This window comes from Desulfobacter latus (genome assembly GCF_013389365.1).
In the GTDB taxonomy this organism is placed as follows: Bacteria; Desulfobacterota; Desulfobacteria; order Desulfobacterales; family Desulfobacteraceae; genus Desulfobacter; species Desulfobacter latus.
Genome location: NZ_JACADJ010000033.1, coordinates 6,866 through 32,075, shown reverse-complemented (window position 1 = coordinate 32,075; position 25,210 = coordinate 6,866). Strand labels below are relative to the sequence as shown.

The following is a 25,210-nucleotide window of genomic DNA, read 5'->3' as shown; positions in this document are numbered from 1 at the left end:
GAAGAGACTTATGTGATTCGTGGTGCTGTCTTTTTTGGCAGTCACACCAAAGTACAAATTGAGCGCTTTGCGCGCTAATTTTCAGTGTTTTCCGTGTATTCCGTGGTTATAAAATGAAATATGAAAAATATCTTTTTGTCATTGTTCCTTTTTTATTTGTAATCCTCCTGCCGATTATCTTATTGATCTGTGACAGCCTGACAGATGGCTCCGGAGGATTTACAATAGAACATCTGACCACGCTATTGATCAATAAGAGACAATTGGGACTATTTCAAAACAGCATAATGCTGGGGGCTCTGAGCAGCCTTGGTGCCTCGGCCCTTGGCGTACCGGCGGCATTCCTGCTCTATTGCTCGGATATCCCTTTAAGAAAGCCGCTTATATTTTTAAGTTTGTTCCCTTTGATCATTCCCCCTTATGTCCAGGCCCTGGTTTGGTCAAAAACAGGAATGCCCTTTATGTTCTCAATGACCGGTGGGGTTTTTGTTTTTGCCTTATCCTTTTTCCCTTTTGTTATGCTCATAACCGGTTCCGGACTTCAAGCATCCGACATCAATGCCCACCACGCCGCATGCATGAGCCGCGGAAAAACAGCGACAGCGCTCAAGGTTACATTACCTTTGGTGACGCCGCATATCATTGCCGGCGCCATCATCGTTTTTGTCTTCGCCTTTATTAATTTTGAGGTACCGGACATTCTGAGAATACCGGTTTTTCCGGTTGAAATTTTCTGTCAATTCAGTGCATTTTATGATACCGGCAAAGCGACGCTGCTCTCGTTTCCTTTGATAGTCACGTCTCTTGTTCTGATTTGGGGACAGATGCACTATATGAAAAAGAAAACATATATCAGCATGAGATTTGATGCGCCTTCGGACGCCCTTTTTTCCTTAGGCCGGGGCCGATACCCATCCTGCCTGATGCTTTTATCAATTGTTCTTGGTTCCGCACTCATCCCCGTAGGGCTGCTGATCAAAGGAAGCCATGGCAGTGAAGGCATTATCAAGGCCTTGGATACAGGCCTGGAACAGATTTATTACAGCGTTAGCGTATCAACATTATCTGCCTTGATCATGATATGTTTTTCATTTATTGTATCCTACTATCTGGTCCGGACAGATGGTAAAATCAATCAAATTTTACACTACTTTTCCCAGATTCCCCTGGGCGTTCCCCCGGTGGTTCTGGGAATCGGCATGATCCGGGTATGGAACCGGGAATGGACGGCACCGATGTACGATTCAATTTGGATTATAGTTTTGGCGCTGGTCTGCGCGTATACGCCTTTTGTCCTTAATGTAATTTACGCAAAACTCATACAAGTGCCAAAGGAATTGGAGGAAGCCGCAGCACTGTTTAATAAAAGCAGGTTCAAAATTGTAAGTCACATCGTTTTGCCCATGGTATTCCCGGGGCTTATCGCAGCTTTTTTTATCGGATTTTCACTTTCCTTATCCAATATAGGAACCGTACTGCTCATTATTCCACCGGGAGAAACCACCCTTCCCATCAGTTTATATAATTTTTTACATTATGGCGCCTTTGATATGGTGTGTGGCCAAAGTCTGATTTTAATTATGATTTGTGCCGGCCTGGCCGGCATTTTACTGATTGGGTACAGGTTTATTAACCGCGGAGTGAAAAAATGATTGAAGTCACGGAGCTCTCCGTCAATTCCGGGGGGCACTGCCTGTTGGATCGAATTAATATTGAAGTGAACCATGGTGAGGTCATGGGATTGATCGGTCCATCCGGTGCGGGTAAGTCAACACTGCTTAAAGCCATTGCCGGCCTGATTATTCCGGATGAAGGGTGTATCCGTTTGAACCGCCAAACCGTAAGCAGCTCTAAAACGATGGTGTCACCCGACAAAAGAAAAGTGGCCATGGTTTTTCAGACACTGGCACTCTGGCCCCACATGACCGTTCAAAAACATCTTGAGTTTGTCATGGCCGGCCACAGATGCCGACAGCCAAACCAACGCGATGAACAGATTAACGCGATTTTGGAAAAATTTCATCTTGCCGGCTATAAAAACAGGCTTCCTTCAGAATTGTCAGGCGGCGAGCAGCAGCGATTAGCCATAGCAAGGGCCCTTGCTCCGGAACCGGATTACCTGCTCCTGGATGAGCCGTCAAGCAACCTGGATACTGTACTCAAAGAAGAATTGCTGGAACTGCTCAACGATCTTAAAACCAAAATAGAAATAACAATGATTTATGTTACCCACAGCATCAGGGAAGCACTATTGCTATCGGACCGCATCAGTGTTATCAGACAAGGAAAAATTACAGAACAATTTCAAAGGACGGATCAATGGAACATGGAATCTATTATCAAAACTTTGCGGGAAAAATGATGAATAAAATCATGTTGATTCTGATCTTTGTTCTATGTTCGGCCCCTGATATTTCTATATCCGGGACATTCGCAACCTGGGAGGGCCTTGAACCGGATAAACTGGCCTCTATCTGGCTGATTCAAAAATTCATTTCCCAAGACAGCGATATTGTTTTTTATCCCCATGGTACAAAAATCAATTCAGGAATTGTATTTGACACCCCCTACTCTAAAATCAGGCGCCGTTATAACCAGTCTTCATTTGAAGCATTAATGGACCATTATCGCATCACGGATCCTAAACTTGACACCATGGCAAAATTGATCCATGACATGGAAATTAATATTTGGGAACATAAACGATTCAAATTGACACATGATCTGGAATTGTTTTTTATCACTCTGCTGGACACGGTGAAAGAGAGGGAAAAAATAATCCAAAAGGCATCAGCCTACTTTGATGCATTATATAAAAGGCTGCCCGCCGGCCTGGTACCCACAGCCCCCCCATCATCATTAGGCCCATAATCAAAATAAAGATTAAGCCCACTTGTTGGGTTTTCTCCCTCAATCCAGCCTACGGGCCAATAAATAATCAAAAGATTAAATAACAACTTTTTTTTAGCCATATTTTTTGTTATAGTTGATTGTATTTAAAGTCCTTTTGTTTACGAAATAAAATCCCAACGGATATTAAAATCGGGGGAAATGTGTGATGAAGACACGCTGTCGCCATTATTTTTTTGCACAACTGTTGGCTATCGTATTGGTAATCGCTTTGCTTCCTGTTACAGTATATGCATTGCCGGGAGATCTGAATGGTTCGGGCCGGGTAGACGGTTTTGACCTGATTATGTTCGGACGGGCAAACGGTTCGCAAAGCCAGGACGCCACATGGAATCCGGATGCAGATCTGAACCGGGACGAAATCGTGGACTCAAAAGACCTTGAAATACTATCAACTCATTTTGGTCGTAACGGCATGTCTTTCGGACTCTGGGTGGGAAGTCGGTACAATACCAATGATAGATTGTTCAAACTATCGGCCAAGGGGAATATTCTCCAGCAATTAAACAATTTTTCCTATCCCCGATCCATTTCCGGAAATATAGCGGACAATACCATCTGGATAGCGGACAGTTCAGATCACAAGGTTTATCGCATGTCCGGCTTTGACGGGTCTCAAAAAATCGAAATAAACGGCATGCAGCCCTACGCCGTCTGTGTAGATCCCAGGGACGGGTCCGCCTGGGTGGCGGATTACGGCAACAATCGGGTCGTCAAACTATCCCCCGCCATCGCAGACGGTTATACGGTAGATACCGATACCGGAAGCCACCTGGTCGTCAACGGATTCAGCAGACCCCAGTGGATCAGTGTCAACCCGGCAACCGGTACCATATGGGTGGCGGACACAGGGGATGGTTCCGTGGTTCGTCTTTCTGCCGACATTACAGATGGATACGATATCAGCACAGACGTCGGCAGCCATACAGACAAAAGCGGATTCAACTCCCCATACAGTGTTTCGGTTAACGGTGCAGACGGTACCGTATGGGTGGCGGATTACGGCAATAATCAGGTCGTCAAGCTATCTGCCACCGGGACAACGGAAATTGTCCGCATAAGCGGTTTCAGGCAGCCCATGTCCGTTGATACCAGTTTTATAGACGGCTCCGTATGGGTGGCGGATCACGGTAATAACCAGGTAGTACGGCTTGCATCAGACGGTGCGATCATATGCAGAACCAGCGGTTTTAACCAGCCATATGCAGTCGGTGTAAATCCCTTGGATGCCTCGGCCTGGGTGGCGGATTACGGCAACAATCAGGTGGTCAAACTGTCATCCTCGGGCAATGAACTCATGCGGATTAACGGAATCAGCAGCCCGGCTTCAATTGCGGTCTTCCCGGATGACGTTTCCACGGGCAGATATCCCAGCGTGTCGGCAGCAGTGGATACGCCCAATGCGGCCACCAATACCCCCATCACCTTCATGGGAACCGGCAATGACCCGGACGGCCGGATCCGGCTTTATGAATGGGACTTTGATGGAGACGGCACTTTTGATTTCAGTTCCAAAACACCTGTTGCCACGACCCATGCCTACCCTGAAGAAGGACTTTATAATCCGGTTTTCAGAGTAACCGACAACGACTGGCTCACCGCCACGGATTACTCCCTGATTATCAGAGTCGGTACGCTTAAAGCATCTGCCGCAGCAGATGTGGTCAGTGGTACCGCGCCCCTTACGGTAAGCTTTTCAGGCAGTTTTGTGGACCCCCTGGACGGCTATGTTGACAGCTACCAATGGGATTTCGACGGAAATAATATTTTCAATTATTTCAGTGACACCACAGCTGACACCACATTCACCTACGACAAAGCCGGCACCTATGTGGCCACGTTGAAGGTTACGGATGGACCCCATGCCGCAGTGGACAGCATTACCATCCAGGTTAACCCATCTGCGCCGGAAGCATCGGCAGATGCCGATCCCAAAGTCGGCCGGCCGCCTTTGAAAGTCCAATTTACAGGATCAGGAACAGATCCGGACGGAAAAGTTCTTTTGTACGAATGGGATTTTGACGGGGACGGGATCTACGACTGGTCCTCTGTATCCAGTCCGGACACCACATACACCTATCCTGATGAAGGAGAGTATACAGCCGGCCTTAAAGTAACGGATAACGACGGCATGATCGGCACCGCAACCGTCGATATTACCGTCAATGCCTCACTGGTTCCTTTGAAAAGTATTGCAGTTGTTGACAAGTCATCCGGCAATGCACCACTTACGGTGAATTTCGATGGATCCGGTTCTACCGGCAATATTGTAAAATATGAGTGGAATTTCGGCCATTGCCCTCTATTCTATGACAGCATGGATACGGATTCAGGAAACTGGATCGCCGGCGGCACCTGGGCCAGGACCCGGGCACAATTTCACAGCCGGTCTTATGCGTGGACCGACAGCCCTGGCACCAATTACCCCGATGATTCCGACACAGCCCTGACCAGCAAAGCATTAGATTTTTCCGAGGTGGAAAATGCAACCCTCAGCTTTTGGCACCGTTACAGCACATATTCCTATTATGACCGCTGCCGGGTAGAACTATCCACAGACGGCGGCACCTCCTGGAGCCAGATTAAAAGTTACTACGGCCAACAGATACAATGGAACCGGCAAAGCATTGACATCAGCAATTATTTGCCCGCTCCGGATCTGCGTATCCGTTTCCGACTCACAACAGACAGCAGCAACACAAGTGACGGGTGGTATGTTGATGATATCCAGATCTGTTCCGATGCCGATAACTGGGTGACGGATGAAGACGGACAGGTCTCCTATACCTACCCTCAGTCCGGACTTTTCACCGCTCAACTCAGGGTCACTGATGATACCGAAGCAATGGATATTACCGATATTCATATTGAAGTAACTCCTGAAACCTTTCCTTCGGCTGTTGTAACCGCCTCTCCTGTTGAGGGGGATGTTCCCCTCAAAGTTGATTTCACCGCCAGTGCAAGCGCAAGCGATGAAGGCCGCTCCATCGTCTCTTACCGCTGGAATTTCGGCGAAGCGTACGTATGGGTTGCAGACACCCGCCACGACCAGGTGGCACGGCTCTTTCATGACGGCTCAGGAGAAATGGCCCGGGTGGACGGATTCAACGATCCTTCTTCCATCACGGTTGACCCGTCCGACGGCACCCTGTGGGTGGCAGATAAGTACAACGATCAGGTTGTAAAGCTGACGGCTGACGGTCGAATGGAGCTCCTCAGGGTCTCTGGCTTTGATTCGCCCTATTGTGTGACAATTGATCCTTCAGACAGCAGCGTCTGGGTGGCCGATTATAGTCATAACCAGATAGTTAAACTGGATGCCGACGGCACGGAACAAGTCAGAGTTAACGGTTTTTCCCGGCCCACTCACATATCCTTGAATCCTTCTGACGGCAGCGTATGGGTAGCGGATTACAACCATAATCAGGTAGTGAAACTGGACCGGAACGGCACAGAGCTGATCCGAATCAGCGGTTTTTCTTCCCCTGGAACCCTGGCCGTCAATCCCGCCGACGGCACCGTGTGGGTATCCAACGAATCCAATGACACCGTAGTAAAACTATCTGCCGATATTGCCAACGGGTACGACTATACCACTGACACAGGAAGCCATCAGGTCATTGACGGTTTTGATTTCCCCGCAGGAATCACAGTAAATTCCGCAGACAACAGTGTATGGGTCGCAGACCGGTATCACAATGAAGTGGTGCATCTGGCTGCAGACGGTACAGAGATTTTAAGAACCGGCGGATTCTACCGGCCTGTTGCTGTGGCCGTCAACTCGACGACCGGTAATGTCTGGGTTGCGGACACATCCAACCATCAGGTGGTACTGCTCTCCGCTGCCGGCAGGGAAATAAGCCGTATGGACGGATTTAATTCCCCGGGAGGAGTGACCATCGTCAGCAGCGGATCCGGCAATTTTTTCACCTCGGAGACAACCGGAAATACAAGCCACACATACACCAGCCCCGGAATATACCATGCCGTATTCACGGCAGAGGATAACGATGGTTTTACCGTCAGCCAATCCGTGGATATTACGGTGGCGGGCGGCCCCCATGTAACGGCCAAAGCAAATACAACAACGGGTACAGCCCCCGTTGAAGTCTACTTTTCTGCCGATATCACCGATAAAACCGGAATCATAACAAGCTATCAATGGGATTTTGACGGCAACGGTACCTATGACAGCCAGTCGGACGCAACGGCCAATATCAGGCATATTTATCCGGCAGCCGGCACCTACGAAGCAAAAGTCAACGTAATCAATGATGTGGGCCAAAGCGATACAGACACCGTCACGATTACGGTTTCATCCGCCTCCCCTGAAGCGTTTGCCCAGGCAACCCCGGCACAGGGAAACACACCCTTAACCGTCAACTTTACAGGAACAGGCACGGACGTCGACGGAAGCATTGTCAAGTATGAGTGGGATTTTGAGAATAACGGCACCTACGACTTTACCTCGGCAGCCACCGGCATGACATCGCACACCTATACCGCACAGGGTGACTACACGGCGGTACTCCGCGTAACGGATGACGACGGCCGGACCGGGACAGATACCGTTCAAATACAAGCCTATCCTGCCTCCCAGCCCCTGGCGCTCATAGAAAATACAGACCGGTTAAAAGGGTATACCCCCTACCGGAGTGACTTTTATGTTCAGGGCCTGGATCCGGACGGAAGTATCGTCAAGTATGAAATTGATTTTAACGGCGACGGTACCTTTGAAACCATACAGCCGACGGCCTTTGGAGACAACGCAGAAGCCGGCACCATGAACTGGACTGCCGAAGGGACATGGGCACGTACAACCCGTGCGGCCCACTCCCCCGCTTACAGTTGGACGGACAGTCCCGAGACTGATTATGCCGACGACACCGACGCCTCACTGACATCTAAGACCATTGACCTGTCTTCAGCGACCACTCCCAAACTGGTATTTTGGCATAAGTATGAATTTCAATACGGCGATTACGGACGGGTGGAAATCTCATCAAATGACGGCGCGTCTTGGAGTCAGGTTAAATATTACTCCAATAACACCCTTGACACCTGGCAACGGGTGGAACTGGATTTATCAAGCTATGCAGGAAACGCCACAGTAAAATTAAGGTTCCGGCTGACCAGCAACAGTGCCGATACGGCTGACGGATGGTATATAGACGATGTATGGGTGGGAGAACCTGTTTCTCATATATTTACTGCGGCAGGTGAATACCCGGTTACACTTAGAGTAACCGATAATGAAGGAAACACCCATACCAGCAGCCGGACGGTTACAGTGGCTGCAAATGAGAATATGTCCCGAATCTGGGTAACGGATCATTACAACAACCAGGTGGTCAGGCTTTCCGATCTGGGTGATACCCTTGCCCGGATCAATGGGTTTAACAGACCCCTTATGGTGGCTGCAGACCCGGTAACCGGTGACGCATGGGTAACCGACAAATACAATGACCGAATCGTCAAGCTATCACCGGAGACCCCCGACGGATATAATGTCGGCTATGCCTACGCCACAGATGCATCACCCCAGCAAAGCCACGGCGTTCTATACGGTAATACCGTTCTCAGTGATCAGGGCCAACTGAACAAAAGCATGTATTTTGACGGCAGCGGGGATTATATCCAGATTCCTGATATTGAGGAGTACAATACATCGGCCTGGACAATGGAGGCCTGGATTCGCCCGGAAATTCTGACCGGCAACCGGACTGTACTGGGCAAAGTCAGTCAGGCAAAAGACCGTGCCCTGATCATGACCGCAGATAAGATAAGTTTCCTTTACTATCAGAGTGGCCGGAAATATCTCGAAGCCCCCACACCCCTGATCGCCGACCAATGGTACCACGTCGCCGTCACCTATGACGGCACCACAGGCGCCATAAAACTCTACTTGGACGGCACCCTGGCAATTGAAACCACAGCAACCCTGGATATGACCAATACCGACCCGCTGATGATCGGGCGGTCCAATTGCTGCAGTGAGTATTTCCAGGGATGGATTGATGATGTCCGGGTATGGCACACGGTTAAATCCCAGGCAGAACTGTCATCCGGGCGCACCAGTGAATTGACCGGCAATGAGGCCGGCCTTGCGGGATACTGGCAACTGAATTCCGATGCGCCTCCTTACCATAAAATTATAGACGGATTCGACGATCCTGAAGGGATATCCGTCAATTCATCCACCCACAATGCGTGGGTGGCAGATACCCGAAACAACCGCATTATTCAAATTTCGCCCCAGGGCGCCATACTCAAACGGATATACGGCTTCAATACCCCGCTCAATGTTCTTGCAGACCCCGACAACGGAAACGTCTGGGTTGCCGACGCGTCCGCAATGACCAGACTGAACCAGACGGCCATTGACGGATATTTTGCTAGGGCAGATAAGCTCACGCCGGATGAAACCAACGCCCAGAAACCCGGAATGGTTGCCGGCGGGCCTGGATCAGATACCGGTAAATTGTCCGGATGCCTCAAGCTGGACGGCAGTAACGATTATATCGTCATTCCGCCCGACCCTGCCCTGGATGTCCAGAATTTTACCGTGGAAGCGTGGGTGAAAAACGACAGCAGTGTATACAACAGAACCATTTTTATGCGAGCTAACAATGAAGGGGGAAATGAACTTTACTTCGGATTTGACACTTCCAACACTTTGGAAGCCATACTTGATAACGGCAGTGCAAATAAATTTACCAATACAGACACGCCTGTAGATTTCCAGGATGGGGAGTGGCACCACGTTGCCTTGACCTATGACGGGTCCCAGCTGATCTGCTATGTAGACGGAACGGAATACGGCACGCCCGCAGCCCTGAGTGCCACCCTTGACTTTGGTGACAGCCAGGCCCTTATCGGGGCTGATTTTGACCGGTTTAACAGCGCTTTAGGCAATTATTATCCGGGGTACATTGATGAAGTTCGGATTTTCAATAGTGCCAGGACAAAGGCTGAAATAAATGACGCCATGGCGGCAGAGATCCCTTCAGGAACATCCGGTCTTGTCGGATACTGGAAACTGAACAGCCTCTCACCCGGTTCCGCCTTAACGGTTACCGGATTCAGTTCCCCTTACGGTCTCTCCCTGGATCCATCAGATCACGGCATCTGGGTGGCAGACAGAAACAATGACCAGGTGGTAAAACTGGCCCAGGAGGGCACGCGAATGTACACCAAAGGCGGCTACAGCTCTCCCCACTGGATCGATGCGGATCCTGCAACCCAAGGCGCATGGATTTCAGACTACAATAACGACCGGATCATAAAAATCAGATCCGATGGTGTGGAAACCCACTGGTTATATGGGTTTGACAATCCTGCGGATATAAAGGTCAATCCCGATGACGCAACAGCCTGGGTGGCAGACCGTTACAATGACCAGGTGGTAAAACTCTCTGCCGACGGCACTGAACTTCTCCGGCTAAGCGGTTTCAATGATCCATGGTCCGTATCCATCGACCCTGCGGGAAGGCTGAAAAACGACCCGCCGTCAGTCACAGCAGAGGCGGCGCCGGCAGCCGGGGATGCCCCGCTTACTGTTTCCTTTAACGCCGATGCAACGGATAACGGAACCATTATAGCGTACTCATGGGATTTTGACGGTGACGGCCGGTTTGACTGGTCCTCCAATACCACGGCAACCACCCAGTATACCTATGACACCCCGGGTACATACGCGCCCCTGTGCCGGGTCACGGATGATAATAACCTTGCCGGCTATGCCTCTCCAGGCCCCATCCATGTCGGACCTGTAACGATTACACCTATTGTGTCCCCGAAAACAGGCAACTCGCCTCTGAATGTAACCTTGGAGGCTGAAGCGACCGGACTCGACAAAGGGGTAAACGTTGAAACCTGGGAATGGGATTTCAACGGGGACGGCATTTATGATTTTATAAGTACACAAAGCGCAAAAACAACTCATACCTATTCACCGGGCGGTGCATATACGGCCATTCTCAGGGTAACAGACACCCAGGGAAACCAGTTTTTTGCAGCATCTACCATCACTGCGGTAAAGCAGCCACCGTCTGTAAACAACTACGCATCTCCCACAACGGGAAACGCCCCCTTGAACGTTGTCTTAGACGGCTATGCAAATGATCCGGACGGCGCCATTGTATTCTACGAATGGGATTATAACGGAGACGGGGCCTATGACTGGTTCTCAACCACGACCGCAGACACGGAATTCACTTACAGCACACCCGGCACCTATGACACCGTATTCAGGGCCACAGACAATGACGGGTTGACAACCCAGGCAACGAAAACAATCACCGTTGGACAGGCCCAGCTTCCTCCCCGCGCCACTTTATCAGCCTCTGCCGATAAAGGCCCTGCCCCCCTGGCCGTTGACTTTACAGGCATCGGTACAGATGACGACGGCCAGATCCAGCTGTATGAATGGGATATTGACGGAGACGGTGTGTACGACGCATCCGCGACAGATACAGGTGACATCTCCCACACATATACAACCCCGGGACAATATAACGCCATTTTCCGGGTAACCGATTCGGACGGACTGACGGATACGGAAACAAAGCTGATCACCGTCCAGTCTGCCGGCGCCCCCAATGCGGTTGCCAATGCAACCCCTCAAAATGGAACAACGCCTTTAACGGTGGAGTTCACCGCCACCGGCTCAAATGACCCGGATGGCAGTATTGTTCAGTATGACTGGTTCTTTGACAGTGATCCGGAAGTCTGGGTGGCAGATCATTACAACAATAAAGTGAAACAATTACATGGATATCAGGTTGTCAAAGAGGTGGACAACCTGTCAAGACCCTACCGGCTCTCCATGCTGCCGGACAAGACCCTTTGGCTTACGGAATATAATAACAACCAGGTCGTAAGATTGAGTGCTGACGGCAAAACGGAAATCGCAAGAGCCGATGGATTTTATTACCCCTATGGCATTGCAGCCTCTCCTTCCGACAACGGTGCATGGGTTGCAGACTACAACCATCACCAGGTAGTCAAACTGGACGGCACTGGAACTGAGCAGCTTCGCCTGGATGGATTTGACAATCCTACCTCAGTGGCCGTCAGTCCTGTTGATGATACGATCTGGGTCACCGATAGAGACCACCATCAAGTGGTCCGGCTGGATGCCGATGGGAATGAACGCCAACGTTTCAGCGGATTTTACTATCCGTCCTGGGTGACCGTGGATAATTCGGACGGCAGTGTATGGATTGCCGACAAATCCAACAACCGGATTGTCAAACTGAGCGCCGACGCGCCGAAAGGGTATCATACCGACGTCCACTCCGTTACACCGGAAGAAATATCGGAAGAAATACCCACAATGGCATTCGGCCAAACCACCCGCCAGGGCGGCAACTTGTCAGACGGCCTCTATCTTGACGGAAGTGGAGACTATCTCCTGATTCCCGACGGCACCTTCCCGGACCTGACGGATTTCACCCTGGAGGCATGGATTAAAGGGGAATATGTCCACAACAGCGCCCTGTTTATGAGAGGAAACGCTGACGGCGGAAATGAAATTTACATCGGTTTCTACGGCAATTCAGCCATTGAGGTCATCCTGGATAACGGGTCGTCCCAGAGATTCAGCGGCAACCTCAATTTTATCGACAATGCCTGGCACCATGTGGCAGTCACCTATGACGCCACCACCCAAACCCTGAGCTGTTTTGTGAACGGCGAAGCCTACGGTACACCGGTCACACTCTCCGCCGCCATGGAATTCCAGGGCAGCCACGCGCTGATCGGTGCGGATTATGATGGTTTCAACACCTCTCTGGGCAATTATTTCAAAGGAACAATCGACGAGGTCAGGCTTTGGAACACGGCCCGTACACCCACCCAGTTAGACGCATCCAAAGACGCTGAACTGGACGGTTCCGAATCCGGACTCATCTCTTACTGGAAGCTGAACACCCTTGACCCGACCCCGTATCATCAGACCCTCGGTGGATTCAACCAGCCGCAGTTTATTGCATTAAATCCCGCCAACGGCATTGCCTGGGTCTGCGATTACAACAACAACCAAATGGTCAAAGTTTCCAGGGATTGTACCCGTGAGCTTGCACGGATAGACGGCTTCAATCACCCCCATGAGGCAGCCGTCAATCCACGCAACGGATCCGTATGGGTTGCAGATACCGATCACCATCAGATTGCCGTATTGGATGCGGGTGGCCGGCTGCTGCAGCGTATCGACGGGTTTAACCGTCCCACGTCACTTTTGATCACCCCGGATACAGGCAAACACATCTCCCTGACATCGGATCAGCCGGTTGAACATACCTATCCCAACACAGGCAAATATTCGGCGGCTCTGAGGGTCACGGACGATCAAGGCAATACAGATACGGATACGATCGTTATCAAAGCCGGCAGCTACCCGGAAGCGCTTGCCATTGCCTATCCCACGACAGGGACGGTTCCCCTGACGGTCAGATTTGCGGCCAATGCCAAGAGTCCTGCCGGCACCATTGAAACCTTTGAATGGGATTTTGACGGTGACGGCACCCGGGACTGGTACACGGTAATCAGTGAAAATAAAGAGCATACATTTACCAAACCCGGGGTTTACACCGCAACCTTAACGGTTACGGATAACCAGGGACTTCAGGATGTTAAAACAGTGACCATTACGGTTCTGAAACCCAATGAGGGACCTGAAGTTTTCGCATCCGCAGATCCGAAAAACGGCTATCCCCCACTTGAGGTAACATTCACAGGGCTCGGTAAAAGTGCCAATACAACCCTCAAATTGTTTGAATGGGATTTTAACGGTGACGGCAGCTACGACTACAGCTCCAATACCTCCGGAATTACAAGCCACACATATGCCGCCGCCGGTCTTTACAATGCCGTTTTCCGCGCCACAGACCAGGCCGGCAACAGCACTACGGAGAGGGTTCGTGTGAATGTCAAACCCATAGGCGCGCCGACGGCAACAATCCAAGCCTCGGTAACCAGTGGTTCTGCCGCCCTTGAGGTTCAATTTAACGGGAGCGGCGGTGAAAAAGAAAATATTGTGACATATGAATGGGATTTCAACGGCGACGGAGTCTATGATGTTACATCCGCCACCGCAACCCAGGTCGATCATGTTTACACCATCCCCGGTGCTTACAATGCACTGTTACGGATTACAAATGACCAGGGCCTGTCAGACACGGCAATGGTAACAATTAATGTATCTGCAGGTGTTTCAGCCTCTTTGAGTCTTGACAGCTTTGATCCCACTGCCGGAGAAACCATTGACATCAACTCCGTACTGACGTCACAGGCAAAGGTCAGTATCAAAATCACGGACCGCACCGGAAAATTGCTCAGAGCCCTTGTAACAGATGAAACAAGAAGTTCCGGATATTATACGGACACCTGGGATGGGAAAGACGATAAGGGCGCTATTCTGGAATCCGGTGTTTACCTGTACACGATTGAGTACGAAACCGGCGGCACAACATACGTGTACGACCTGACCAACGATGTGGATCCGGCAAACCAAATCATCACGCCGGACTACCCGTCGACCTTTAACCCATTTAATGCAGAGACCAACTTTTTCAGGTATACCCTTGATGCCAAATCTGAAATTACGGTATACATCTCTCCCTTTGTGGGCGGCGCCCAGACCAGGGCCAAAACACTGCTACTCAGACAACCCCAGAAAGCAGGCAGTTATGTACTGGTATGGGACGGCACGGATGACTCGGGGGATCTGGTAGAGGCCATGAGTTACGTTTTAGCCGTCTTTCAATGGCCCCTGCCGGACAATGCAATCATCATCAACACCAGTCCGGTTATTTCCGATCCATCTATAAACCCGGTCTATCTGAATCCGGACGCACACCCCTATGATGATGAAAACAGGACAGAGATAACATTTACCCTGTCAAAAGAGTCTGATGTCATCTTGTCTATCTTTGACGCTTCAAACTATATTATACGCACGGTCACCTTAGAAAAGGTCCCGGCCGGTCCCGGCAACAAGATTTACTGGGACGGGAAAAACAGCAGCGGTAAAAATGTAACCCCCGGCGTATACCGTACAAAACTGATTGCAACAGATGCCAACGGCAGCAAATCCCTTGATGCCAATGCACTGTTAATTATCTTTTATTAGATTATAAAAGGAGCATGATAATGCAACTGATCGGGAATTTCCATACCAGGCTGAAGGCAGTACTTCCCTTTATCATACTTTTGCTGGCACTTATATATTGCTTTAAACCCAGCCACGGATTTGCATATGACAAAAAATGGGATGGCGGGCATATTACAACGGACATGGAAGATCCGGATCCCTATGAACCGCCGGGCCCTGATACCGGGGGGGATGATGACGATGACGAAGATGATGGGGATGACGAGGATGATGGGGATGACGACGGCGATGAGGATGAAGATGAAGATGAGGATGAGGATGAGGATGAGGATGAAGAAGATGACGACGATGATTGTAAAGAAGATTGCAACAACGAATGCAAGCCCGATGCAAAAAAATCACCGGTTTATGTAAAATCCGGCAACCTGGAACTTAAGTATATTGATCTTGAAATTGCGGGCATTGGACCAACCTTAAATGTTATAAGAAACTACAACAGCCATGACCGGTACAACGGACCCTTTGGAAACGGATGGACCTTTAACCTGGCTGCCAAACTCATTCAGGTCTCAGACAATTCGGGTGATTATATCATCATTCGAAAGCCCTCGGGAACGCGCTTAAAATTTATTAAAACCGCAACAGGCGCATTCGAGCCTGTTGCCGCCAGTGTAACCGATCAGTTGACAACAGGGCCTGACGGCTCCTTTATCCTGAATTGTAAAACCTGCTCCAGAAATTTTTTAAAACCCACATACTATTTCAGCCCTGAGGGTAATCTATCCTCAATCTCCGACAATAATGACAACCGATTATATTTTGCTTATGACCCTGAAGGCCGCCTTTTTTATGTAAGCAGTTCCGCTACGGGAAGAAGCATATCCCTTTCCTATGGTGAGAATAAAAAAATATCAAAAATTAAAATTAACAGAGAACAGATATGGCAATATGAATATGATAAAAGGGAAAACCTAACGAAAGTCACCGATCCGCTAGGGTATTCCCTGATCTATGAATATGATGCCAAGAATAAATTACTATCGGTAACCGATAAAAACGGACACCAGAATCCGGTTATTACCTATGATGAAAAACTCAGGGTCAAGACCTTTGGGCGGGGAAGCGAAATATATACCTACGCCTATTTTCCCAATGAGGGGTATACACAGAAAACTGACCCCCTGGGCAATATTTTTAAATTTTACTACGACCAAAACGGCAATGTCGTCAAAACCATTCTGCCCGATGGATCGGAGGTCATCACACAGATCAATCAGGATGTAAGACCCGTCAAACGGATCGATGCAAACGGTAACGAATGGCGATATACTTACAACGATAACGGTCAAATTCTTACAGAGACAGACCCCCTGGGCAACACCACCACCTATACCTATGATCCTGAATTCAATAAAATCAAAACAAAGACCGATGCCCTGGGCGCTCAATGGCGTTACACTTACGACACCAAAGGCAACCTCATCAACGTCACGGACCCCCTCGGTTGTGAAACGACCCTGGCCTATGACGAACAGGGTCGGCTGGAATCAAAGACCGATGCGTTGAACCAGACCTTTACCTATACCTATGACGCAGCCGGAAATCAGATCAAAATCACCAGACCCGACGAGAGTACGGAGACATATACCTATGATACCCTGGGGAACCTGCTGACCAAAACCGATGCCCGGGGTAATACCTGGACCTATAGTTATGATTTATTAAACCGGCTAATCAAAATAACGGATCCGTTAGGAAATCACCGAACGCTTGTTTATGACGGCAACGGAAATAAAATCAGCGAAACCAATGAAAACGGCATTACAACGACATTTGCCTATGACAGCACCAACCAAAAGATCTCAAAAACGGATTCGCTGGGAAACACAACGCGGTATACTTATGATGCTGCCGGCCATCTGCTGTCAACAACCGATCCCCGGGGCAATACAACGTCAAAAGTCTACGACAGCCGCTACCTGATCACCTCTTCAACCGATGCGGCAGGTAATACAACCACCTTTACCTATGACAAATCAGGCAACCGACTGACCAAAACCGATGCCGGAGGCAATACCTGGGCATTCACCTATGATGCCATGGACCGTCTGCTCACTGAAACCAACCCGCTGGGGAATACCATTTCCTATGCCTATGATGCGGTGGGCAACAAAATAAAAGTAACCGACCCCGTAGGAAACATGACCTATTTTTCCTACAACCCGGCAGGCCGGTTGATACGTACCCTGATGAAGGTTGGAGATACTGAGCCGGAACCGGATGAAGATGATGTACTCACCATTTTAGAGTATGACTGCCTGGGGCGCAGAATCGCGGAAACCGATGCCCTTGGACAAAAAACAACCTGGACCTTTAATTATACCGGCAAAGTATTAACCCAAACCAACAGTTTGGGTGAGGTGAAAACCTATACCTATGATGCCAACGGAAACAAGCTGACATACAAAACCATCACCGGGAATGTCATTCAATATGCATACGACAAGCTGAACCGGGTAATTTCCGCAGGAGATACAACCGGACTGTTTGAAACCTATGCATATGACGGCGTTGGAAATAAAGTCAAAACGACCACAGTCAATGGTGATATTACCACAGTCACCTACACCGGTTTCAATAAGCCTTTGAAGGTTACCGATCCTGCCGGCAATACAACCACCTACGCTTATGATGCAAACTATAATCTCACCAAGGTTGTGGACCGGTTGGGAAAAACAACGCTTAACGGATACGACAAACTGAACCGTCTCCAACAAGTAACAGATCCCCTGGGCAATGTGTCTATCCTGAATTTTGACCCGGTTGGCAACATGGTAAAAATGACGGATGCCAACTCAAAGCAAACCCTGTATACCTATGATGCCGCCAACCGGCTGAAAGCAGTTACCTATGCCGACGGCACTTCTAAGGGCGTTACGTATAACGCGGCCGGCAAAATCATCAGCAAAACAGATCAGAACGGGACGGTAATCAATTATGAAAGGGATGACCTCCACCGGATCATCAAGCGGCAATATCCGGACACCTCATCCTACACCTATTCCTTTGACAAGCTGGGACGGCTTAAAACGGCAGTAAACGATTACGGCACGATCTCTTTCAACTATGATGCAGCAGGCAGAATTACAGCCATAGATCAAAACGGCACCCAGATCACTTACAGCCATGACGTCTCAAAGCGCACCAGAACCATCGTCTACCCATCAGGTAAACAGATTAAAGAAACATATACCCTGCGTGATAAAATTGCCAAAATAGAAGACAGCGCATTGACAACACCGCTTGTCTCCTACCAGTATGACAGCCTGAGCCGCCCTGTGACCAAAACGTTCGGCAACGGGATATCGACTGGATATACATACGGCAAAACCAGCCGCATTACCGGCATTTCCTATAAAGATGCGGGAAACAACGAAATCCTGGGCTATCAGTATGCATATGATGCAGCGGGTAACCGTCTGCGTACGATTGATTCGGTATTCTCAGACACCTCCCAGATTTATGCATATGATGACACCAGCAGGCTTACCCTGTTCAAGCAGGGAGAAATAAATGATTCCAATCTCATTCCAACGCCTCAGTTTAACGCCGAATATGAACTGGACCCTGTGGGGAATATGCTGAAGGTGACCATAGACGGTACGGAAGAAAGCCGTACCGTAAATGAGATGAACCAATATACGGCTGTGGGCGCAATCAGCCATGTCTATGACGCCAATGGAAACCTCATAGATGACGGTAAACAGATTTACCAATACGATTATGAAAATCAGCTGATCAAAATCACGCGCAAATCAGATTCTTCAGTGATTGCTGCATTTACCATTGATGCACTGAACAGAAGAGTAAAAAAACAAGACGGCGGCGTCACCACTGAATATATTTACGATGACAGCCGTATCATCGAAGAGCGTGAAAACGCAACAACGGCTGCCGCTTATGTCTACGGAAACCGGCTGGATGAAACCATTCTCATGGTCAGGGGAAGCAGCACCGCCTATTATTTGACCGATGTCATCGGTTCGGTCATGGCCCTGGCCGATGCCGGCGGTACTCTGACGGAACGGTACCAATATGATGCCTACGGCCAGGTGCAGGTATTTGATGCGTCAGGCGGCAGTATATCCGCGTCAGCACAAAAGAATCCCTATCGTTTCACCGGCCGGCGGTATGATGAAACGGCCGGTATCTATTATTACCGGGCCCGTTGTTACCATCCGGGGTTAGGCCGGTTTCTCAATCCCGACCCCAAGGGATTCATTGACGGAATGAATCTTTACGAGTATGCCATGTCGAATCCCCTGCGGTATACCGATCCCAGAGGGACCTCCGTAAAAACATGCGACTCCCATTCCATTACCTATGATGCCGATCGAATAAAAAAACTGATTCCCCAATTTTTGTCCAAATATATGGACAGCGGTTCCATCGGTATTACTTACCAGAAATGCAGAGAATGCTGTGGAGAAAAAACCAAAAATGCCGGCAAATACGTTATTAACAAAGAACTCAGTGTTACTGTCGGCTGGAGTGGAGATACGGGGTATATCAACACCCCCTGGGGCATATCATGGGATATTGATGTCTGGCTGTTTCAATCCAAAGGATTTATTGGACTGGTTGCCAAGGTCTCATGGGGAATTTCAGGCAGTCTGAGCGGTGGATTTGACAATTGTGAGGAACAGGGGTTCGGTAAAGGCTGTGTAACAGGGGCCCTTACTATGGAAGCGCTGTTTGGACTTGCCGAGGAAGATAAGGACTCTTCCCTGGTAAAAGCCTATGTATCCGGCGGCGTGACAGGCGCCATACAGGTCTGTTTAAAACTTCAAGGGGGAAGTCTTTCTCTGGAAGCAGGCGCAGGCATCTCCGGAACCATAAAAGGCACTGCAGGGATATGGAAATTTACCTATGAAAGGACGTTTTATGAAGTTAACGGCTCTGTCGGACCTTATGTGGTTTTTACAATATAAAGGCTGCTGAAAAATATGGACAAACCTGAAGATTTAAAAAAGCTAAGCGGACTTTTCAAAGGGGTCGGTATTATATTCGGCATTGTTCTTGCTATAATTATTTTCCAAACCTATACCCTGTGGCAGATTCGTACTGCCTGGATTCAAACCAGCGGCCAAGTGGTCAAAACATCTAAGAAAGGATGGTGGGATGATGATATAGGCGGTCGGTACTACCTCCAATACCAATACGAAGCCGGCGACAGGACATATACCGGCGTACGGTTTCACATTAAGGAAGATTCCATAAAACGATATACCTACCTGATTCGCAAATACAAAAAAGGAGACGTCATTCCGGTCTGGTACAATCCGCATAAACCTGAAGAGGCTGTTATTAATACGGACTATCTGAGAAACGCATTTGCCTTAATGACCGTATTGGCCGGTTTTATCTTCATGGCCGCAACCATGATCCGCAAAGAAAATATCTGGATGAGGCTGACACAGCATATGGATGAGGCACTTCCCCGGACATATGGCGGTGATTCCCCCCTTCCGGAATCAGCCATTATTAAAGATAACGGCAATATTCTTCGGTTGAATACCGGCATGTCCGTTTTCTGGCGATTCGGTGTCCCCTTTCTATTTTTTTCATTTGTCACCTTGGCATGCCACATTCTTTTTCTTGACGAACTAAATCCAACCATGGATCTTATGGACTACAGTACGATTACAGCAGTATCCTGGCTCATCAGTCTGGGCTGCGGGGTATTTATCACCGCGGGATTTTCAACCATGCTGATTGTTGATTCAACAGCAAAAAAGCTCATAGAGACCCGAAAACGCTTTTTTAATACGTCCACCGCTGAATACGGTTTTTCCCAGGCCGGCAGGGTGATGCTGCACCGGGAAAGATGGCGAGAAACTTACACCCTGAGGAACTGGACACTCTACATCGAAAAAACCCCGTCCCCTTCTATTTTTGTATCCTTCAGGCACCGGGATATTCAACCGGCCGGAGAGACCTACCTTGGACACTTGAAAAAAAGACTGGACTACCTCATATTTGGAGGACGGGAATGATACAACACAGGTGGAAAAAAATAATATTGACACTCATGATTTTTCTGTTCTGGGAGACCGTATCCGTGTCCGCCCGGACATTTTTACCCGGCGATATTGTCTTTTCCTCCAATCTTTCGGGAAACTGGGATCTGTACACGGTCAGCCCCGACGGCAAACAGCTTCGGCAAATCACCCAAACGCCCCACGATGAACTTTCTCCCGCAGTCTCCCCGGACAGACATCACCTGGTATTCCAGAAAAAAAGGGAGTTGTGGTGGTATGCCAAAGATAGCGATACCCAGGAACGGCTTCCTTTGCCACCAGGTATTTATGCCCATCCGGCATGGAAACCCGACGGCAGCGCCCTGGCATATATCAAATACACGGTGATTCCGTCGGACCAGGGAGAATTATGGCAGATCCACCGTAATGGGACAGTCTGGGAAGAGCCGCGGCGGTTAACCACATTCCCCCCCATGCGGGTATATCCGTCTTACTCGCCGGACGGTACCCGCCTTGCGTGTGCGGAGTTCAAACGCGATCCGGTTTTAGGCGTAATCGAAGAAATTGGTGTTCTGGACATAGAAACCGGAGCGTTTCAACAGGTTACCCGGGACAAGGCCGATTCATACCACCCGGCATGGTCGCCAAACGGCAAACAGATTGTTTATGTATCCAATAAGACGGGCAATTATGATATATGGATTTACCATTTGGAAACCGAAAAAAACACACGCCTGACCCGTCACAGGTCTTTTGACGGTGAACCGGTATGGTCCCCAGCCGGTGATGAAATCGCATTTGTGTCCTCAAGAACGGGACATAGAGAAATATGGATTATATCCCTTTCCGGAGATCGGCTGCGCCGGGTAACGGACATAAAAAAAACATGCAGCCGTCCCTTCTGGGTCAAATAACAGCCATGGGCTGTGACCTGGTCTATCAACACCCAGGTTCAACCCATAACAAAAGATGAAAGTAATTTAATAAGTTATTAATACTTTCATATAAACCGATTTCCGGTCTAAACGATAGGAGAGGCAACATGTATTTCACAGACAGTCTGTTGTTGAAACACTGCAAAAAGGCATTGATCCCGGTTGTATTTTTTGTTTTCTGTTTGACTGGGGTGGCTGTTCCGGCATCGGCCTTGAACCTGAGCAATGTCAACGTGGTCCCCCGGAAATTGACACCCGGAGAGACCGTTGGCATATCATTTTTCATCAGCCAAAGGGCTGACGTAACCATCCAGATTTTTACACCGGATTTTGATGTGGTCCGCCACCTGACCAGGAACGAATCCAGACCGGGCGGTGTCAACACGTTCAAATGGGACGGCCGGGACGACAACGGGAAACAGGTGCCGAACGAAGCCTATCTGGTGGGCATTGAGGCTGAAACGTCCGGAGGCGAAACAGTAGTATATGATCCCACGACCGTCTCAGGGGGGGAGTATTGTGATCTCCATATCCAGGATGTGCGACAGACAGACAACATATACAGCATTGCTTATTCGGTCTCAAGCCCATCCAGAGTAGACCTCAAGGCAGGCGTACGCAATGGCCCGATGCTGAAAACCTTAATTGACTGGCAACCTAAAACGGCAGGTGTGTATACCCTTTCCTGGAACGCGCTGGACGATACCGGACGGATCAATGTCATGGATCTTACCGGCGCTCATCTCATGCTGGATGGTTTTGCCCTGCCTGAAAATGCAATTATCGTGGAAGGCAGCTCCCAGAACTATCTTGAATACCGAAAAACCCTTCCCCGGCCCGAAGACTCACTGCTCTCCTACCAGTCTGCCAGACAGGCAATTCTGGAGCGGCAAAACCAGGGCATATCAGCCCAGTCTCTTGTTCAGCGGGCCTTGAATACGGCCCCCCGGTTCACGGTTTACTTGAACACGGATGACACCACCGGTCTTGCAGAAAAAAGCGTTCAACAGGTATCCGGAGAGATTCAACTGAAAGCCGTAATTTCACCGGAAAGCATGGACATGCTCAACGAAGCCAGATTTGAACTGATTATTTTTATCGATTATCGGCGTTTTGATGAAGAAGAACATGCCCACACACCGTATGTTTACACCCTTGATACCACAAGCCTCTCCAATGGAGAACACATGATAACAATCAACCTGGTTGGGCTAACCGGACAGGTCGGTTCCTATTCATTCAAGGTTGATGTGAACAACTAGATAGAAAAAGGAAAATACAATGAATTTACCGGCCCATATCAATCAAAAAGTGCTGCAATATATTTTAATTCCCATGTTTATCCTGGCCCTTTTTACCCCGGCCTCAGCCGCCGATATTCACATAAAGGCAGAGACCGTCCAATATGTGGGGGGCGAATTCAGGGTAGACATTTCCATAGAAGGGGCGTCCAATTTATACGGTCTGGCATTTGACTTAAACTATGACCCATCCACCCTCACCGTTGTGGATTCAGATCCGTTAAAAGAGGGTATTCAGCCCAAAGTAACCGAAGGAAGCCTGTTAAACGACAATGGACAGGTCACAACCCTTTTTAAAGTTGCCCTGGAAGATGGGGTTCCCGGAAAACTTGTCATAGGATTGACAAGATCAGGAGAGACAGATGGTGTGAACGTTACCCCAGACACGGCCTTTCTCTCTGTTTTTTTCAGATCAGCAGCCACCGGAGATGTCACGCTGTCTTTTGACAATCAGGGGGCCCGAGGGCCTGCATCACAGGAGATCATTGCCGGTACATGGGGAGAACTGGTTTTAAACATTGATCAATACGATTGGAAAGGCGATGTAAATCAGGATTTTGTAATCAACCTAGAGGATACGATGATAATACTCAAAGCATGGACACTCAAATCCCAAGAGGATATTCATATTTCATCGGATATTAATCAGGACGAAAAAATAGGGTTTGAAGAGGCGATAAATGCTATGAATAAAGAAATCAATTCAACACCGTAAATTGTTAGTGGGTCAAACATATCGAGTTGGAAGAATTTATTTTAGTAGAAAGATAGTTTTGTGAAAATTACTAACGCTCACTGAGACTTGCTGGACTAACTGCAATTCACAGCAAGGAGAGAGACACATTGATACGAAAAATTTTGTTCATCATTTTTCTTTGCCACATCGGCGGCGTGACCGCAACCTGGGCCAAACAGTTGTCGGATGGAGACGCAATCACCGGCAGCCTGACTGACAGCGTACAGACGGTCGAATACACGTTCGAAGCGCAGGCAGATGACAAGATCACCTTTTTTGCTGTGGATAATCAATATTCCAGTGGTGCCCGTTTCACTATTAATGTCTACAACCCGGACGGCAGCCCATTTTTCACAGAGACGACCACTTCATATCCAGGAGGACGTAACCAAAAAGTAAATCAAACTGGGACGTACCGACTGGTTTATTCCTGTGCAAACAATTACACCTGCGACTTCACCTTGTATTTTTATAATCTTGGCGAGGTTGCACGATCATCAGAGGGTGCTGTTAAGCTTGCTGACGGGAGTGCTGTCTCATCAGATCTGACGCCTTATGATGTCGACCTGTTTACGTTTGAGGCACAGGCCGGAGATGAGCTGACATTTTATGTTACAGAAAATCTATCTTCTTCCAGAACCAACTCTAAGCTTGTCATCTACAATCCGGACGGGAGTGAATTTTTCAGCAAAGAAGCAACCTTCGCCCCAGGAGAGAGAAATCTTGTAGCGGAACAGTCCGGTACCTATCGTGCGTTGTATTTCTGCAGTTCAGGTGGTGACACTTGTGATTATACCTTGTATTTTTATAATCTTGGCGAAATTGCACGATCATCAGAGGGTGCTGTTAAGCTTGCTGACGGGAGTGCTGTCTCATCAGATCTGACACCTTATGATGTCGACCTGTTTACGTTTGAAGCCCAGGCCGGAGACGAGCTGACATTTTATGTTACAGAAAATCTATATTATTCCAGCACCAAATCTAAGCTTGTCATATACAATCCGGACGGGAGTGAATTTTTCAGCAAAGAAGCAACCTCCGCACCAGGAGAGAGAAATCTTGTAGCGGAACAGTCCGGTACCTATCGTGTGCTGTATTTCTGCAGTTCTGGTGGTGACACTTGTGATTATACCTTGTATTTTTATAATCTTGGCGAAATTGCACGATCATCA

Annotated in this window: 10 protein-coding genes; all 10 read left to right on the top strand. The window is 48.8% G+C overall.

All coding sequences use genetic code 11. The features are described from left to right. Nucleotides 1-113 precede the first annotated feature (113 nt). Nucleotides 114-1,652, top strand: coding sequence for an ABC transporter permease (locus HXW94_RS10560; protein WP_178366866.1), 1,539 nt, complete (start codon nucleotides 114-116; stop codon nucleotides 1,650-1,652). Beyond that, nucleotides 1,649-2,362, top strand: coding sequence for an ABC transporter ATP-binding protein (locus HXW94_RS10555; protein WP_178366865.1), 714 nt, complete (start codon nucleotides 1,649-1,651; stop codon nucleotides 2,360-2,362). Before HXW94_RS10560 ends, HXW94_RS10555 begins: the two co-directional genes overlap by 4 nt. Further along, on the top strand, nucleotides 2,359-2,871 hold the full coding sequence (locus HXW94_RS10550; RefSeq protein WP_178366864.1) for a chromate resistance protein ChrB domain-containing protein: 513 nt from the start codon (nucleotides 2,359-2,361) through the stop codon (nucleotides 2,869-2,871). The genes HXW94_RS10555 and HXW94_RS10550 overlap by 4 nt, the downstream gene beginning before the upstream one ends. Before the next feature lie 187 nt (nucleotides 2,872-3,058). After that, nucleotides 3,059-15,043 (top strand): PKD domain-containing protein, encoded by an 11,985-nt coding sequence (locus tag HXW94_RS10545; protein ID WP_178366863.1) that lies wholly within the window; start codon nucleotides 3,059-3,061, stop codon nucleotides 15,041-15,043. Nucleotides 15,044-15,063: 20 nt separating this feature from the next. Next, complete coding sequence (locus HXW94_RS10540; protein WP_178366862.1) at nucleotides 15,064-20,016, top strand: RHS repeat-associated core domain-containing protein; 4,953 nt, start codon at nucleotides 15,064-15,066, stop codon at nucleotides 20,014-20,016. 15 nt (nucleotides 20,017-20,031) lie between these two features. Next, nucleotides 20,032-21,081, top strand: coding sequence for a DUF3592 domain-containing protein (locus HXW94_RS10535; RefSeq protein WP_178366861.1), 1,050 nt, complete (start codon nucleotides 20,032-20,034; stop codon nucleotides 21,079-21,081). Next, nucleotides 21,078-21,980, top strand: a complete 903-nt coding sequence (locus tag HXW94_RS10530) for a TolB family protein (protein ID WP_178366860.1) — start codon at nucleotides 21,078-21,080, stop codon at nucleotides 21,978-21,980. The genes HXW94_RS10535 and HXW94_RS10530 overlap by 4 nt, the downstream gene beginning before the upstream one ends. A gap of 128 nt (nucleotides 21,981-22,108) precedes the next feature. Next, a complete protein-coding gene (locus tag HXW94_RS10525; RefSeq protein WP_178366859.1) occupies nucleotides 22,109-23,263 on the top strand; it encodes a FlgD immunoglobulin-like domain containing protein in 1,155 nt (384 codons plus the stop codon). A 19-nt stretch (nucleotides 23,264-23,282) separates the two neighbouring features. Further along, nucleotides 23,283-24,017: a cohesin domain-containing protein gene (locus tag HXW94_RS10520; protein ID WP_178366858.1), complete on the top strand. Its 735-nt coding sequence runs from the start codon at nucleotides 23,283-23,285 to the stop codon at nucleotides 24,015-24,017. A 128-nt stretch (nucleotides 24,018-24,145) separates the two neighbouring features. Then, a partial coding sequence (locus HXW94_RS10515; protein WP_178366857.1) for a hypothetical protein occupies nucleotides 24,146-25,210 on the top strand: 1,065 nt, incomplete at its 3' end.